General features: G+C 67.2%; 12 protein-coding genes. 5 read left to right on the top strand and 7 right to left on the bottom strand.

The annotated features are described in order from the left end of the window. Nucleotides 1–418: 418 nt before the first annotated feature. From K309_RS0121335 to K309_RS0121325, 3 genes are all read right to left on the bottom strand, one after another. The gene (locus K309_RS0121335) at nt 419–1,582 is read right to left on the bottom strand and encodes a porin (protein ID WP_029048310.1); all 1,164 of its coding nucleotides are present in this window, start codon (nt 1,580–1,582) and stop codon (nt 419–421) included. A 92-nt stretch (nt 1,583–1,674) separates the two neighbouring features. After that, nucleotides 1,675–2,244 (bottom strand): RBBP9/YdeN family alpha/beta hydrolase, encoded by a 570-nt coding sequence (locus K309_RS0121330; protein ID WP_029048309.1) that lies wholly within the window; start codon nt 2,242–2,244, stop codon nt 1,675–1,677. Nucleotides 2,245–2,259: 15 nt separating this feature from the next. Beyond that, entirely contained in the window at nt 2,260–3,600 is a 1,341-nt protein-coding gene (locus K309_RS0121325) for an MFS transporter (RefSeq protein WP_029048308.1), read from the bottom strand. A 330-nt stretch (nt 3,601–3,930) separates the two neighbouring features. Here K309_RS0121325 and K309_RS0121320 point away from each other — a divergent pair, with 330 nt between their 5' ends. After that, on the top strand, nt 3,931–5,658 hold the full coding sequence (locus K309_RS0121320; protein ID WP_029048307.1) for a SulP family inorganic anion transporter: 1,728 nt from the start codon (nt 3,931–3,933) through the stop codon (nt 5,656–5,658). 73 nt (nt 5,659–5,731) lie between these two features. Further along, nucleotides 5,732–6,133, top strand: a complete 402-nt coding sequence (locus tag K309_RS0121315) for a hypothetical protein (RefSeq protein WP_029048306.1) — start codon at nt 5,732–5,734, stop codon at nt 6,131–6,133. Nucleotides 6,134–6,151: 18 nt separating this feature from the next. Here the strand turns inward: K309_RS0121315 and ppk2 are convergent, their stop codons facing one another. Next, a complete protein-coding gene (gene ppk2, locus K309_RS0121310; protein WP_029048305.1) occupies nt 6,152–7,036 on the bottom strand; it encodes a polyphosphate kinase 2 in 885 nt (294 codons plus the stop codon). Nucleotides 7,037–7,359: 323 nt separating this feature from the next. Here ppk2 and K309_RS0121305 point away from each other — a divergent pair, with 323 nt between their 5' ends. Genes K309_RS0121305 through K309_RS0121295 form a run of 3 tightly spaced genes read left to right on the top strand, consistent with a single transcriptional unit; the run spans nt 7,360 to nt 10,025 of the window. Then, nucleotides 7,360–8,790 carry a DUF3300 domain-containing protein gene (locus K309_RS0121305; protein WP_029048304.1) on the top strand — a complete coding sequence of 477 codons (1,431 nt, stop codon included), beginning with the start codon at nt 7,360–7,362 and terminating at the stop codon, nt 8,788–8,790. Nucleotides 8,791–8,805: 15 nt separating this feature from the next. Beyond that, nucleotides 8,806–9,717: a DUF2950 domain-containing protein gene (locus K309_RS0121300; protein ID WP_029048303.1), complete on the top strand. Its 912-nt coding sequence runs from the start codon at nt 8,806–8,808 to the stop codon at nt 9,715–9,717. A gap of 53 nt (nt 9,718–9,770) precedes the next feature. Further along, nucleotides 9,771–10,025: a hypothetical protein gene (locus tag K309_RS0121295; protein ID WP_029048302.1), complete on the top strand. Its 255-nt coding sequence runs from the start codon at nt 9,771–9,773 to the stop codon at nt 10,023–10,025. 65 nt (nt 10,026–10,090) lie between these two features. On the opposite strand, the gene K309_RS0121290 is transcribed toward K309_RS0121295, so the two are convergent. From K309_RS0121290 to ligD, 3 genes are read right to left on the bottom strand one after another with little or no spacing between them, the layout of a single operon-like run. Further along, nucleotides 10,091–10,909 (bottom strand): tetratricopeptide repeat protein, encoded by an 819-nt coding sequence (locus K309_RS0121290; RefSeq protein ID WP_029048301.1) that lies wholly within the window; start codon nt 10,907–10,909, stop codon nt 10,091–10,093. After that, entirely contained in the window at nt 10,906–11,802 is an 897-nt protein-coding gene (gene ku / locus K309_RS0121285) for a non-homologous end joining protein Ku (protein WP_029048300.1), read from the bottom strand. The genes K309_RS0121290 and ku overlap by 4 nt, the downstream gene beginning before the upstream one ends. A gap of 30 nt (nt 11,803–11,832) precedes the next feature. Further along, nucleotides 11,833–14,373: a DNA ligase D gene (ligD, locus tag K309_RS0121280; protein ID WP_029048299.1), complete on the bottom strand. Its 2,541-nt coding sequence runs from the start codon at nt 14,371–14,373 to the stop codon at nt 11,833–11,835. Between the last annotated feature and the right edge of the window lie 239 nt (nt 14,374–14,612).

Below are 14,612 nucleotides of genomic sequence, written 5' to 3'. Positions count from 1 at the left end.
CCCCCAACTACTTCGACCTCTGCTGACTTCTCGCTCCGGCTCGACGCCGTTGCCCTTTCAGGCATGAGGCGAGATCTCCCCAGGTAAGAACGCACTCCTTCGCTGCGCAGCCGCCGGATTTACGCCGCCTCCCCTTGATCACGAGAACTTCGCGGCTTTTTGCCCGCTCGTCCTGGTCGGCACCGCCTTCTATCCGGTTCGTGTCCCTCGGCTCGCAGCTTCGCTCCACGCTTCCTCCCCACGATCGGTCGCCCTTTCGCAGTTGCGCTTCGCTTCGTTCGCTGTGATCAACTTACGGTGGGACTTGCACCCACAAGAGTGCGCCCATGCTGGGCGCACAAAAAAACGCGGCCGCCCCGGAATCCCGGACGGCCGCGAAAGAGCATCGGTTGCAGGGTCGATGCTGCGAGACGCGTTATCAGAACTTGTGGCGGATGCCCACTGCCGCGCCGAACATGTTGCTCTGCCCGTTGGCCAGCACGTAGCTGTTGCCCAGAGACAGGCTGTTGGCATAGACCGTGGCCAGCGATTCCATCATCAGGCCGGCATTCTTGGCGTATGCCGTGGTCAGGTACAAGTCGGTGCGCTTGGAGAACGCGTAGTTCGCGACGAAGGCGACCTGCCAAGGATTGGCGACATGGGTGTCGCCATACAGGCTCTTGACGTCGTCGTAGTTGTATTCGAGCGTCAGGCCGACGGCGGGGGTGACCTGGTAGGTAGCGCCGATCCAGTAGAAATCGTCGCGCTGGATCACCACGTCCGCGGCGTTCTTGTTCTGGCCCCAGCGGTAGCCGCCCATGATCTTTGCCGGGCCGTACGAATAGCTGGCGCCAACCACGGCCTTCTTGACCGTGCCGTTGCTCGTGCCGATGGTCGGGTTCCACTGGTCGTAGCCGAAGGTCACGCCGAACGGACCGCCCTGGTAAGCCGCCGCGGCACCCCACGCGGTATCGCGCCGGAACTGCCCCGGCACTTCGCCGTTGCCGCCGATCGGCGTGGCAATACCCACGGTCGCCGGCAGGGCCAGGCCGGTGCCGAAGGACCAGTGCGCCAGCGCCGTGACCGGGCCGAACTTGCCGCTGTACTTGATGGTGTTGTCGGCGCGGAAGTTCGGGCCGGATTGCAGTACCACCGGTTCGTACTGGGTGGCATAGGCGGTCGGCGAGAAGTTGGCCAGGGCCTCGAACATCGAGGTGTACTGGCGGCCCAGGCTGATCTGGCCGAGGCCGTCCTTCTGCAAGCCGACGAAGGCCTGGCGGCCGAACAGGCGGTTGCTTTGCTGCATCGTGCCGGTGTCGAGGTTAAAGCCGCTCTCCAGCACGAACAGCCCCTTCAGGCCGCCGCCGAGATCCTCGGTGCCGCGCATGCCCCAGCGGGAGCCGGAGATGCCGCCCGAGTTCATGCGGTAGACATCGTTTGCCGGGCCGCGGTTGAACTGGTTGCTCGCCACGGGCACCGCGCCTACATGGTTGACGTACTCGAGGTTCGTGTCCACCACGCCATACAGCGTGACGGTCGACTGCGCGAGGGCGCCGGCCGAGCAGGCCAGCGCTGCGGCTGCGGCCAGGGTCCTGATTTTCATGGATTGTTCTCCCCTTGTTTCCTTTGGTTTTGGGATGCGGATGTTTCCGTCTGGTTTGGTATTGCCAGCTACTGCGGAATCAATGCGCCGGATCAGCCGGCGCGCAGCAACTCATCGATCAACGCGGTCGCGCGCGGCCATGGGCCGTAACCCGCGGCGGGGTTGAGGTGGCCGACTTCGCCAAGGTCGACCAGCTTGCTGCCCCAGTCGCTGGCCATTTCCGCCGCGCGCTGGTAGGTCGCCAGCGGATCGTTGCGGCTGGCCGCGAGGATGGTCGGGAAGGGCAGCGGGCTCCTCGGAATTGGCAGCCAGCCGTGTTGCGCAAGCGTGGCGGTGTCCGGGTAGCCGGCCGGCATTGGCGACTCCAGGTCGGCGGGGGTGGCCAGCAGCGCGCCGCGGATCTTGCGGTGGTGTTGCGCGGCCCAGTGCACGGTGATCATGACGCCGGCGCTATGCGCGACGAGGATGACCGGGCCTTCGATCGCGGCCAGGGCGGCATCCAGCGCCGCGACGCGGGCATCGCGGCTCAGCTTGTCGTGCTCCAGCGGCGGCACCGAGCGCGCGTTGGGCAACTGTGCCTGGAGCAGGGTCTGCCAGTGCTCGGCGACGTGGTCGCGCAGGCCAGGTACCAGCAGCACGGTGGTGTCAGGGGAAAGGCTCATGGTTATGCAGGAAAGTCAGTGAGAGGTTTCGGAAGCGGCGCCTTCGTGACGGCCCTCCAGGCGGAGCAGGTCGGCGGCGTAGTAGCGGCGGCCGGCAAGGAAGGCGGCGGCGGCCAGCAGCGATGCCAGCGGCACCAGCTGCAGCGCCCCGCTCAGGCCGATGTGGTCGGCCAGCAGGCCAGTGACGAAAGGTCCGGGTGCCAGGCCCAGCAGGTTGTTGGCCAGCGTCAGCGTGGCAAAGGCGGTGGCGTGGATGGCCGGGCGCGTCAGGTTGGCAACCGCGGCGCTGGCGGGGCCGGCGGTGCCGCCGACAAACAGCATGCCGGCACCGATCAGCGCCAGTTGCGCGCTGCCCGCCGGCAGCCGGAACGCGGTCAACAGCAGGATGCAGCAGGTCAGGCTATAGGCCACTGCGATCACCCACTTGCGGCGCGGCGCGTGGCGGGCGATCCAGTCGGTCATCGCCCCGCACAGCACCATGCCGACGCCGCCGGCCAGCACGAATCCCGCCGCGACCACGCCGGCGCGATCCGTGGCCATGCCGTAGTAGCGCGCCAGGTAGCTCGGCATCCAGGTGATCAGGGCGCCCATCACCAGCAGTTGCATTGCGCTGCCGACATAGGCGCAGAGGATCGAGCGCGCCGAGAACAGGGCGGCGAGCAGCGGGCGCAGCGCCATGGCGGGCTCGCGCGATGCGGTCTCAGCCTCCTCGCCCAGCGCCTTGCGCCGGGCCTGCAGCCGCGGCTCGGTCACGGCCAGGCGGAACACCACCACCAGCGCCAGCCCGAACAACGCCATGCCGGTAAAGGCCCAGCGCCAGCCGAAATGCGCCGATAACGCGCCGCCCAGCGCCATGCCCAGCACCGAGCCGAACGCGCCGCCGGCGATAAAGGCGGAGCTCAGGCTCGCGCGCAGGTGGCGCGGGAACACCGACAACACCACGGCAATGCCGACGCTGCCATACGCCGCCTCGCCGATGCCCACGAACAGGCGTGCGATAAACATCTGCCCGAAGCCGTTCGCCAGCGCGCAGCCCAGCGTGGCCAGGCTCCATAGCGCGGCCATCAGCACCAGGCTCCTGACCCGGCCCCAGCGGTCCGCCAGGATCGACAGAGGGAATGTCAGCAAGCCGACCATCAGCGCCACGATGCCGCCCAGCGCACCCAGCTCGGTGTCGCTCAGCGACCACTCGGCCTTCAGCAGCGGGAACACCGCGTTCAGCACCTGGCGGGACATGTAGTCCGACAGCAGCAGGCCAAAGCTCAGGGCAAAGACGATCCAGCCGTAGAGGCCGGATTGCGATGCTGTGCCCGAGGACGTTGCAATTGCGCGAGGGGTAGTGGGTTGCCCGATCATGGAAGCTCTTCCTGTAGTGCACCGGCTGCGGTTGCGGCTGCGGCTAACGCCAGCAGGGGAAGCAGAGCTCTTGCTGGCAGTGGCGCAGGCCGGTTGTGACCCGCGAAGTATCTAGTATTGGCTGCCGTGAGTTTGGCTTTCCGGGACAACGCCTTTGCATTCGGGGACAATCGGGGAAAACGAGAGGAAGCGCGGGGAGGAGGGGGGGACCGCCGCAGCGGGCGCCCCGCCTGGCGCCTCCGGCATGCACGAGGCGCCCGCAATGCATGGCATGGCATGAATGTGCCGCCACCGCCTATAGTCGATGCGTGTCGAAGGAGATCGCTGCTCATGGAGCCCCAAAAACTCACGCGCTTCGCAGGGCGGGACGCCGGCAAGACCGCAGGGTGGCTGCGCTGGCTTCCTGGCGTGCAAGTGTTGAAGTCATACCGCGCGGACTGGCTGCCGAGCGACCTGGCCGCCGGGCTGGTGCTGACCACCATGCTGATGCCGGTGGGCATCGCCTACGCCGTGGCCTCCGGCGTACCTGGCGTCTACGGGCTTTACGCCACCATGGTCCCGCTGCTGGCGTACGCCTTGTTCGGGCCGAGCCGGATCATGGTGCTCGGCCCGGACTCGGCATTGGCCGCGCCGATCCTGGCCGTGGTCCTGCAGCTCGGCGGCGGCGATCCGGCGCGCGCCGTACTGGTGGCGAGCATGATGGCGGTGGTCTCGGGGGTGGTCTGCATCGTGATGGGGCTGATGCGCCTGGGCTTCGTCGCCGAACTGCTGTCCAAGCCGATCCGCTACGGCTACATGAACGGCATCGCTTTCACCGTGCTGGTCAGCCAGTTGCCAAAGCTCTTCGCGATTTCCGTCGAGGATGCCGGACCGCTGCGGGAAATGCTCAGCCTGGGCGGCGCCATCCTGGCGGGGCAGATTCACTGGTACAGCTTTGCCGTCGGCGCCGGCAGCCTGGTCGTGATCCTGGCCCTGAAGCGCTTCGAGCGAGTGCCGGGCATCCTGATTGCAGTGGTCGTCGCCACGCTCGTCGTCAGTGTGTTCGACCTGGACCAGCAGGGCGTCAAGGTGCTGGGCAAGACGCCGCAAGGGCTGCCGGCCTTTGTCGTGCCGTGGCTGGAGGGCGTTGACCTGGTGAAGATCGTGGTGGGCGGGTGCGCGGTCGCGCTGATCGCCTTCGCCGACACCAGCGTGCTGTCGCGCACCTATGCCGCCCGCACCAATACCCGGGTCGATCCGAACCAGGAGATGGTGGGGCTGGGCGCCGCCAACCTCGCGGCGGGACTGTTCCAGGGCTTCCCGATCAGCAGCAGCTCGTCGCGCACGCCGGTGGCGGAAGCCGCGGGTGCCAAGACCCAGCTCACCGGCGTGGTCGGCGCGCTCGCCGTGGCCATGCTGCTGATGTTCGCGCCCAACCTGCTGCAGTACCTGCCGAGCAGCGCGCTGGCCGCGGTGGTGATCGCCGCGGCCATCAGCCTGTTCGAGATATCCGACCTGAAGCGCATCTACCGCATCCAGCAGTGGGAGTTCTGGCTGTCCATGGTGTGCTTCGCCGCCGTCGCCGTGTTTGGCACCATCCAGGGCATTTTCCTGGCCGTGGTCATCGCCGTGATCGAATTCCTCTGGGACGGCTGGCGGCCGCACTACGCCGTGCTGGGGAAAGTGGAAGGGCTGCGCGGGTACCACGATACCGGGCGCTACCCGGAGGCCAGGCGCATCGACGGACTGGTGCTGTTCCGCTGGGACGCGCCGCTGTTCTTTGCCAACGCCGAGCTGTTCCAGGAACGCCTGATAGAAGCGATCGACGACTCGCCGACGCCGGTGCGCCGTGTCGTGGTCGCGGCCGAGCCGGTGACCAGCGTCGACGTCACGTCGGCCGACATGCTGCGCGAACTGAGCGGTATCTTGCGCGAGCGCGGCATTGCCCTGCATTTCGCCGAAATGAAAGACCCGGTGCGGGACAAGCTCAAGCGCTTTGAGCTGATGGAAGCGTTCGGCGACAAGTTCCACCCCACCGTGGGCAGCGCGGTCGATGATTACCTTGGCAAGGAAGACTGAAACCGTACGCGGCGGGCGCCAGTGCTCGCAGGTCACGCCACGCTTGCCACGGCACCACGTCGAAGGAGCCGACATGAACCGCCGATTCGGGGTCTTGCGCGCGCTGGCGTGCGCCGGCGCATGCCTTGCCGGGCTGGCGCCGGCAGGGACGGCCATTGCCTACTTTGATCACTACCTCACTGGCACCATTGTCGGCACGCTCACGCAGAAGCAGCTCGACGTGCTGACCGGCGTCTTCCGCAGGACGCTGGAGCAGGGCGCCGACGGTGCGCGCGTGACGTTCACGCTGCCCCCCGACACCCGCGAGCGGAAGGTCGAAGGTGCGTTCACGCCGTTGCGTTCCCGGCAGGACCACGGCGACCGGTGCCGGCAGCTGCACAGCGAGTTCCGCCGTGCCGGCGCGTCCGAGAGCTGGACCGGCTGGTACTGCAAGGAGAAGGGCGGCGACTGGAAGTCGCGCAAGCTGGCCACCTAGGCGATTGCGGCCTCCTGCCTAGTAGCGCGACTCCACATGCTTGTAGGGGTAGTCGGGTTCCTGGTATCCGTGAGCCTTCTGCCTGGCCGGCAGCTTGACTGTCTTGCGCTCGGTCTCCTGGTACGGGATCCGGTCCAGCATGTGCCGGATGATGTTCAGGCGCGCCCGCCGCTTGTCGTTCGAATCGGCGAAAAACCAGGGCGCGACGTCGCTGTCGGATGCCGCGAACATGGCGTCGCGCGCGCGCGAATAGTCGTACCAGCGGCTGTACGAGCGCAAATCCATGTCGGTAAGTTTCCAGATCTTGCGGTTGTCGTGGATGCGTCCTTTCAGGCGGCGGGTCTGTTCTTCGGGGCTGACTTCCAGCCAGTACTTGATGAGGATGATGCCGGAATTGACGATGGCGCGCTCCACCAGAGGAACGGCCCGCAGGAACTCCTCGGCCTGGGTCTCGCTGCAGAACCCCATCACGCGCTCGACGCCGGCCCGGTTGTACCAGCTGCGGTCGAAGATGACGATCTCGCCCGCCGCTGGCAGGTGCGGCAGATAGCGCTGTACGTACATCTGGCTCTTTTCGCGTTCGGTCGGGGCCGGGAGCGCGACCACGCGGAAAACGCGCGGGCTGACGCGTTCGGTGATGGCCTTGATGGTGCCGCCCTTGCCGGCGCCGTCGCGGCCTTCGAAGATCACGCAGACTTTGGCGCCGCTGGCCTGGACCCATAGCTGCAGCTTGACCAGTTCGCCATGAAGGTGGCGGAGCTCTTTCTGGTAAGCCTTCTCGGACATGCGTTCGCGCGGCTGCGCCTGCGCTTCGTCCTGGCGGTCCTCGGCGTCATCTCCGGGACGGGGCGGCTCGGTCTCGGCCTGCTCCTTGTCGTGACGCTTCTCCTTATGCTTGGCCATGCTCCACCTCCATTGGTTCGGTCGCCTTGGGACACGTGCTGTCTGACCTTCCTCACAATAGACAATATCGGACAGCAGTATCGGGATTCGAGCATTGGCCGCGCTGCCCGGCCCCGGATGCCGCAAAAGTTTTTCCTATTTCACCTGCGTAAATTTTTCATCTCAGGAGCGGACGCCTGCACCTATAGTTTGTCTGGGCAATAGGACTTGGCGATCGCTTTTTGCTTTGCCGGACCTGGTGCGGGCAGTGTGCCGGCGCCAGGCCGGATGTTCGGCCCCTGACGATGACGGGGCGAGGGAGACTGGCCATGGAGGGGCGGGGAATGCGTCTGTGGCGCCGTGTTGGCGCCTGCCTGTGCGCTGGCCTGGCATGGCTGGCCCTGAATGTCCAGGCGCAAAATGCGCCAGCCGCGCCGGCACCGTTCAAGCCGGAAGAACTGGAGGCGCTGGTCGCGCCCATCGCGCTCTATCCCGATTCGGTGCTGTCGCAAGTGCTGATGGCCTCCACCTATCCGCTCGAGATCGTGCAGGCGGCCCGCTGGGTCAAGGCCAATCCCAAGGTGAAGGGCGACGCCGCGCTGAAGGCGGTAGAGAGCCAGTCCTGGGATGTCAGCGTCAAGTCGCTGGTGGCATTCCCGCAGGTGCTTGAGCCGATGAGCGACAAGCTCGACTGGACGCAGAAGCTGGGCGATGCGTTCATTGGCCAGGAGAAGGAAGTGCTCGACGCCGTGCAGCGGTTGCGGGCGCGCGCGCAGCAATCGGGCAATCTCAAGTCGAACGAGCAGCAGAAGGTCATTGTCGAACCTGCGCCGGCGCCGCCGCCGGACCAGTCAGCGCAGGCGGCACCGCCAGCGCAAACCATCGTGAGGATCGAGCCGGCGAACCCGGAAGTCATCTACGTACCGGCCTACAACCCGACGGTGGTGTACGGTGCCTGGAGCTATCCGTCCTACCCGCCGTATTACTGGCCGCCTTACCCCGCGTACTATCCTGGTGCCGCGCTGATGACCGGCTTTGCCTGGGGCGTCGGCCTGGCCGCTGCGGGCGCCATTTTCGGCAACTGCAACTGGGGCGGGGGCGACGTCAACATCAACGTCAACAAGGCCGCCAATATCGACCGCAATTTCGACCGCACCAAGGTGCAGGGCGGAGGGAAATGGCAGCACGACGCCTCGCACCGCAAAGGGGTGGCGTACCGGGATAACGCCACGAGCGAGAGGTTTGGCGGGCGTGATGCGGCTGCCGCCAACCGCCGCAATGAATTCCGCGGCCGCGAAGGCGCGGGCGGGGTGTCGGACCGCATGGCGGGCGGGGGGCGTGGCGACCGCGGCGGCGTTGGCGACCGTGGCGGCGTTGGCGACCGTGGCGGCGTTGGCGATCGCGGGGGCGTTGGGGACCGCGGGGGCGTCGGGGACCGCGGAGGCGTCGGCGATCGCGGGGGCGTCGCGGACAGAAGTGGCAATCGTGGTGGGGCGGGCGATCGGGCCGGAGCGTCCGACCGGGCCCGCGCTTCGGACCGCTCCGCCGGCGGCGGCCGCGACAGCGCGTTCCAGGGCGTAGGTGGTGGCGGTGCGGCCGCGCAGCGCGATTTCGACCGGGGCCGTGCTAGCACGCAGTCGGCCTCGTTCCGCGACGGTGGCGGGCAGCGTGGCGGCGGTGGCGGCTTCAGTGGCGGCGGTAGCCGCGGTGGTGGCGGTGGCTTCAGCGGCGGCGGCGGCCGCGGAGGCGGCGGCCGTGGTGGCGGACGGCGTTGACCAGGGGATAGCGATATGCAGCGCACGCAACGATCGGGCCTGACGTGGTCCTGCCGCAAGGCGTTGTTCCTTGGCGGAATGCTGCTCGCCCTGGCGGCGGTGCCGGCTTTCGCGCAGAAGAATTTCGCTACGCCCGAGGCGGCAATGAACGCGTTCGGCGAAGCGGTTGCCACCAGCGACGACGCCGCCATGAAGTCGCTGCTCGGCGCCCGCTATACCGACCTGATCCCGCCCGTCGGCGCCGAGATCCGCTACAGGTTCCTGGAGGCCTGGCATCAGTCGCACGCGATTCGCGCCGACGGCCCCGACCGCGCCCGCATTGCCGCGGGCAATGACGGCTGGACCATGCCGGTCCCGCTGGTGAAGACTGCAAAGGGCTGGCATTTCGATACGCGCGCCGGCGTCGAGGAGATGCGCGTGCGCCGCATCGGCCGCAATGAGCTGGCGGCGATGCAGACCTTGCTCGCCGTGTGCGATGCGCAGAACGAGTATGCGCAGCTGATGCGCCAGGACCGCGGCGTGACGGCGTACGCATCGAAGCTGATCAGCTCGCCTGGCAAACACGATGGCCTGTACTGGCCAACGCGCCCCGGCGAACCGGAAAGCCCGCTTGGCCCGGCCTTCCTCCGTGCCGAACATCGCAGCACGCCGGGCGGCAGCTACCATGGCTATCGCTACCGGCTGCTGACCTCGCAGGGTTCGCACGCGCCGGGCGGCAAGTATGACTATGTTGTCGACGGCAAGCTCTTTGGCGGGTTTGCCCTGATCGCTTGGCCGCTCCGGTACGGGGATACCGGCATCAAGAGCTTCATGGTGAGCCACGACGGACGCGTCTTCGAGCGCGACCTTGGTCGGGACAGTGCGGCAAGGGCCGGTGCGATCCGGTCTTTCGACCCCGGCCCGGGGTGGACCGAGGTCAAGCCATGACGCCTCGGGCGACGGGGTGTCCGTCGTCCTTGTACTAACAGCGGAGATGATCCATGTCCGTCCTCATGCTTAGCAACATCGATGCCGGCGTCACCGACGAAGACATCGGCGCCTTCCTGGTGAAATACGGATTTCCCCAATACAACTCTATCGAGCATATGGAGGGCGACGGCAGCCGGCCGGCCGTCAGGCTGACCTTCGACACGCTCGACGACGACACCCTGGACAAGCTCAAGGGCCGCATCCACCAGATGTTCTGGCATGGCCACAAGATCAGTGCGCTGGTCATGCGGGATCGCTTCAGCTGAAGCGAACGGCGCTCCCCGAGACCCAACGCCCAATCTGCCTAATCCGCCTAATCCGCCTAATCCGCCTAATCCGCCCGGTCGAGCTTGCGATACTGGTTGAAGTGCCGCACCGCCTTCTGGAAGTGCCCCAGTTCATGATGCAGCCGCGCGGCGTTGTAATGCGCATCAGCATCGCCCGGCGCAAGCTCGATGCAGCGATCGTAGGCAGCCAGTGCCGACTGGGGCGCGCCGATGTCTTCCAGCGCGACGCCCAGGTTGAAATGCAGCTGCGGCGCCTCGGGCAGCCGGCCCAGCGCGCCTTCATAAAGCGCGATCGCGTCATTGAAACGCTGCTGCTCGGACAGCAGGCAGCCCAGGTTCAGGTAGGCATCCAGCATGCCGGGGGACAGCGACAGCGCGCGCCGGTAGGCGGCTTCCGCGGCCACGGCATCGACGGGCTCCATCGCCTGCGCGCGCGCAAAGGCTTCGTCGGCCGCTGTTTCGCTGGCGGCGGCACGCGCCAGCTGCACGATGCGCACATCGTCCGGGGCCGGCTCGAATTCCATCAGCCGCTGCCCGCTCTCCACCAGCCACGCGCCATGCCGGTCGCGCACCGAGACCTTGCCGCTGCTGGCGGACATGCGCACGCCTGACAGGTGCCGGTCCGGTGCGAGCTTTTCCAGCCGATGCAGCGCCCGCAGGATCTGCGCCGGTGCCACGCGAGCCCGATGCAGCGAGGCCGCGGTACGGATCAGGACCACATCCTGGAAAGAGAACACATGCTCGCCGCGCGGGCCGCGTGCGGGCGTGACCAGCCCGGCGCTGACCAGGCTGCCGATCAGCCGGCGCGACACGCCCAGGCGCGCCTCCAGCGCCCGCGTCGTCAGGGCTTCGCCGCGGTTCACGCCGATTTCTTCGCGGAGCGCCGGATCGGCGTGGGCGCTGCCGGGGTTGCGGCGCGCTTGCCGGGGCGGCGGGCGGACGCAGTGTCGGCGGCGGCCTTGCCTTTGGCCGCCGGCGCTGCCTTCTTCGACAGGCTGGCGCGCAGCGCATCCATCAGGTCGATGACCTCGCCGCCGGCGGCAACCTCGGCCGGCTCCGGCGACACGATCTGCTTGCCGGCGATCTTGGCATCGATGGCGGCGAGAACCCTGGCCTTTTCTTCGTCCTTGTACTGCGTCGGGTCGTATTGCTCTTCCGATGCCTGCTCGATCAGCTGGACCGCGAGTTTCAGTTCGGCATCCGAGACCGCCACCTCCTCGATATGCAGTTCCGCGATATTGCGCACTTCATCGGCGAACAGCAGCTGCTGGAACACCAGTCCGCCTTCGACCGGCCGGATCTGCACGATATGCGATTTGCCTTTGGCGGCCCACTTGGCAATCGCGCAGCGTCCCGTCCTGGCCATGGCTTCGCGCAGCAGGCTGTAAGGCTTGCCGCCGCGCTTGTCCGGCGCGATGAAATAGGCCTTGTCGTAGTACAGCGGATCGACGCTCTGCTCGGGAATGAACGCGACGATATCGACCATGTGGCTGGCGCTTTCTTCCAGCGCCTTGAGTTCGTCGGGCGAAAAGGTCACGAAGCGGCCCTTTTCGAATTCATAGCCCTTCACCATCTCGGCCCGCTCGACGACCTGCTGCGTCTGCTCGGAGATGTACTGCTGCTTCAGGCGCGAGCCCTCCTTGCTCAGCAGGTTGAAGCGCACCGCCGAGCTGGTTTCGGTGGCCGTGTAGAGCTTGACGGGGATCGATACCAGGCCGAAGGAGAGGGACAGCGAGGCGAGGGAACGGGCAGGCATGGAAGTCTCCGCAATGCAGTACGGCTGGAATCAGCTTAAGCGCTCGATGGCGGCGGTCAAAGTCTGGCGTGTGTCCCAATAGGACTGCCACGGGTCCGCAACCTGGAAGCTGAGATACTCGCGGGCATCACGGATGGTCCACTGTGCGCCACTTTTCAGCTTGCCAAGTTGCTCCCACGACACCGGCATCGAAACCCCGAGCCCCGGCCTGGCCCGCGCCGAGAAGGCGGCCACGGTGGTCTGGGAGAAGCCGTTGCGCAGGTAGTCGACGAAAATCCGCCCCTTGCGGTTGGCCGCGCCCGGGCGGGCGGTGAAGCGCCGGGGCAGGGTGGCGGCCAGGTGCTGCACGGCCGCCCGGGAGAATGCCTTGACTTCATCGTACGAGCGGCGCGGCGCCAGCGGCACGACCACGTGCAGGCCCTTGCCGCCACTGGTCTTCAGCCAGGATTGCAGGGCGAGCTCATCGAGCAGCGTGCGTACCAGCATGGCCGCTTCGAGCATCGACTCCCACGGCACGCCTTCGCCGGGGTCGAGATCGAAGATGACCCGGTCGGGGCGGTCGATGTGCCGTGCGGTGGAGTTCCAGGTATGGAACTCCACCACATTCATCTGGGCTGCCGCGACGATGGCTTCGGCCGAGTCGGCCGTCAGCAGCGAGCCGTGGCCGGGCCAGAGCGAGGCCGGGCGTTCGGTCAGCCCGGGCATTGCCGTTTCCGCGTGCTTCTGGAAAAACGTCGGCGCGTCGATGCCTTCCGGCGCGCGCACCAGCGACAGCGGGCGGTCGGCGAGGTGCGGCAGCATCATGCTGGCGACGCTCTCGTAGTAGCGCACCAGTTCGACCTTGGTGATGCCCGTCGCCTTGTCGATGACGCGCTCGGGGTTGGTGACCTTGATGGCGGCCATGCCATGCGGCGTCACGGCGGTCTGGACCGCTTCGCGCCGGATCGACCTGGCGGGGCGGTCGGTGCGCAAGCCCTTGAAGGAGGCATGGCGGACCTGGCCGTCCGGCGTCCAGTCGGAGAACTCGATCTCCGCCACCAGCGTTGGCTTGACCCATCGCGGCACGGCGGGACGGCGACCACCCCAGCGCCGGCTGCCACGCGCCTCATTGGCGAACGGGCTGTCGTCGACCTGCAATGCCGCCAGCCGCTTGTGCAGCTTCGCGGCCATCTCGCTGTCCCAGCCGGTGCCGACGCCGCCGACGTAAAGCAGGTCGCCCTTGTCGCCCTCACCCTTGTCGCCCTCGCCATATACACCCAGGTGCAGCCTGCCGATTTCAGTCTTCGACCCTTCACGGTCAGAGAACCCGCCGATGACGAATTCCTGGCGCAGCTTGCACTTGATCTTCAGCCAGCTCTGCGTGCGCGCGGAAACGTAGGCGGCATCCGCACGCTTGAACATCAGGCCTTCCAGCCCGAGCTGGCACGCCGCCTGGAACATCTGCGCGGCAGGCGCTTCGAAGGCCTCGCTGAAGCGGACCCGGTCACTACCCGTGCCGACCAGCGTGGCCAGCTTTTCCCGGCGCTGCGCCAGCGGCAAGCCGCGCAGGTCGCGGCCTTCCCAGTAAGGCAGGTCGAAGGCAAAGAAGACAATGGCGTCGTGGCGTTGCCCGTCGATGGCATTCTGCAGCGCATTGAAGTCCGGCATGCCGTCGCGCAGCACGACGATCTCGCCATCGAGCCAGCCTTGCGAGATATCGAGCTTCTCGATCTCGGCGGCCAGCGAGCCGAGCTTGCGGGTCCAGTCATGTCCGTTGCGGGTGAACAGCGTCACCCGGGCGTCGTCGATCCTTGCCAGGATGCGGTAGCCGTCGAACTTGGTTTCGATGATCCAGCCGGCGCCGTCCGGCAGCGTGGGCGAAGGCGTTGCAAGCTGCGGGGCCAGCCTGGCCGGGAGCGGCGCGCGCGGCGCGTGCCGGATGGCCTCGGCCGCGTCTGCAACCGGGCCTTGCCCGGATTCGTTCAGGGCGCCCAGTGGCCTGGCGATGACGCTGTCCGGCAGCGCGGCCAGCACGTCGAACTCCGACAATGGCCGCGCCCACGCGTCGCGCTTCTTGAAGAGGATCCACTGTTCCGACTGGTCGCCCGGCCTGGCTATGCGGACCAGCTCCCAGCGGCCGGCCAGCTTCTCGCCGAACAGGTCGAACACCAGCTTGCCGGCTGCCATGCCGTCACGCGCGTCGCCGACCGGCGCCCACGTGCCGCGGTCCCAGACAATGACCGAGCCGGCGCCGTACTGTTGCGGCGGAATCTCGCCTTCGAAATCCGCGTAGTCGAGCGGATGGTCCTCGACATGGATGGCAATGCGCTTTTCGGCAGGATCGTAGCTGGGCCCCTTGGGCACCGCCCAGCTCAGCAGCACGCCGTCCAGTTCGAGCCGGAAATCGTAGTGCAGCCGCCGGGCCCAGTGCTTCTGTACCACGAAACGCAACGGCTGCGCCTTCCCCCTGCGCCGTGTGCCGGCGGGCTCGGGGGTGATGTGGAAATTCCGCTTTTGCTGGTAATCCTGAAGGCTGTCCGGCCGCTCCGCAGCGCGGCGCCTGGCCGTTGTCGCCCTTGGGTTCGTTGCCATAAGACTTCCGCGCCTCAGCCGCGCCACGAGAGCGCCCGCGATTCAAGTCTAGGGGGTGCCCCGGGAGCGGTGTATCGGGCGGTGTCTTACGCGGGCTGAAGTGCAGTTTCCGGCATCTCCAGCGGCATCTCGATCGACGGCCCGCACCGGCCGCCGCGCCGGAACCTGAGACACGACCTGTTATGGGATAATCCCCGGTTTGCCCAGGGCGCAGCTCAAGAGGTTGTCCGCACGGGCGC

The sequence above is a fragment of the Cupriavidus phytohabitans genome (assembly GCF_000426345.1).
Lineage (GTDB): Bacteria > Pseudomonadota > Gammaproteobacteria > Burkholderiales > Burkholderiaceae > Cupriavidus.
This window is presented reverse-complemented; position numbering and strand designations above follow the sequence as displayed.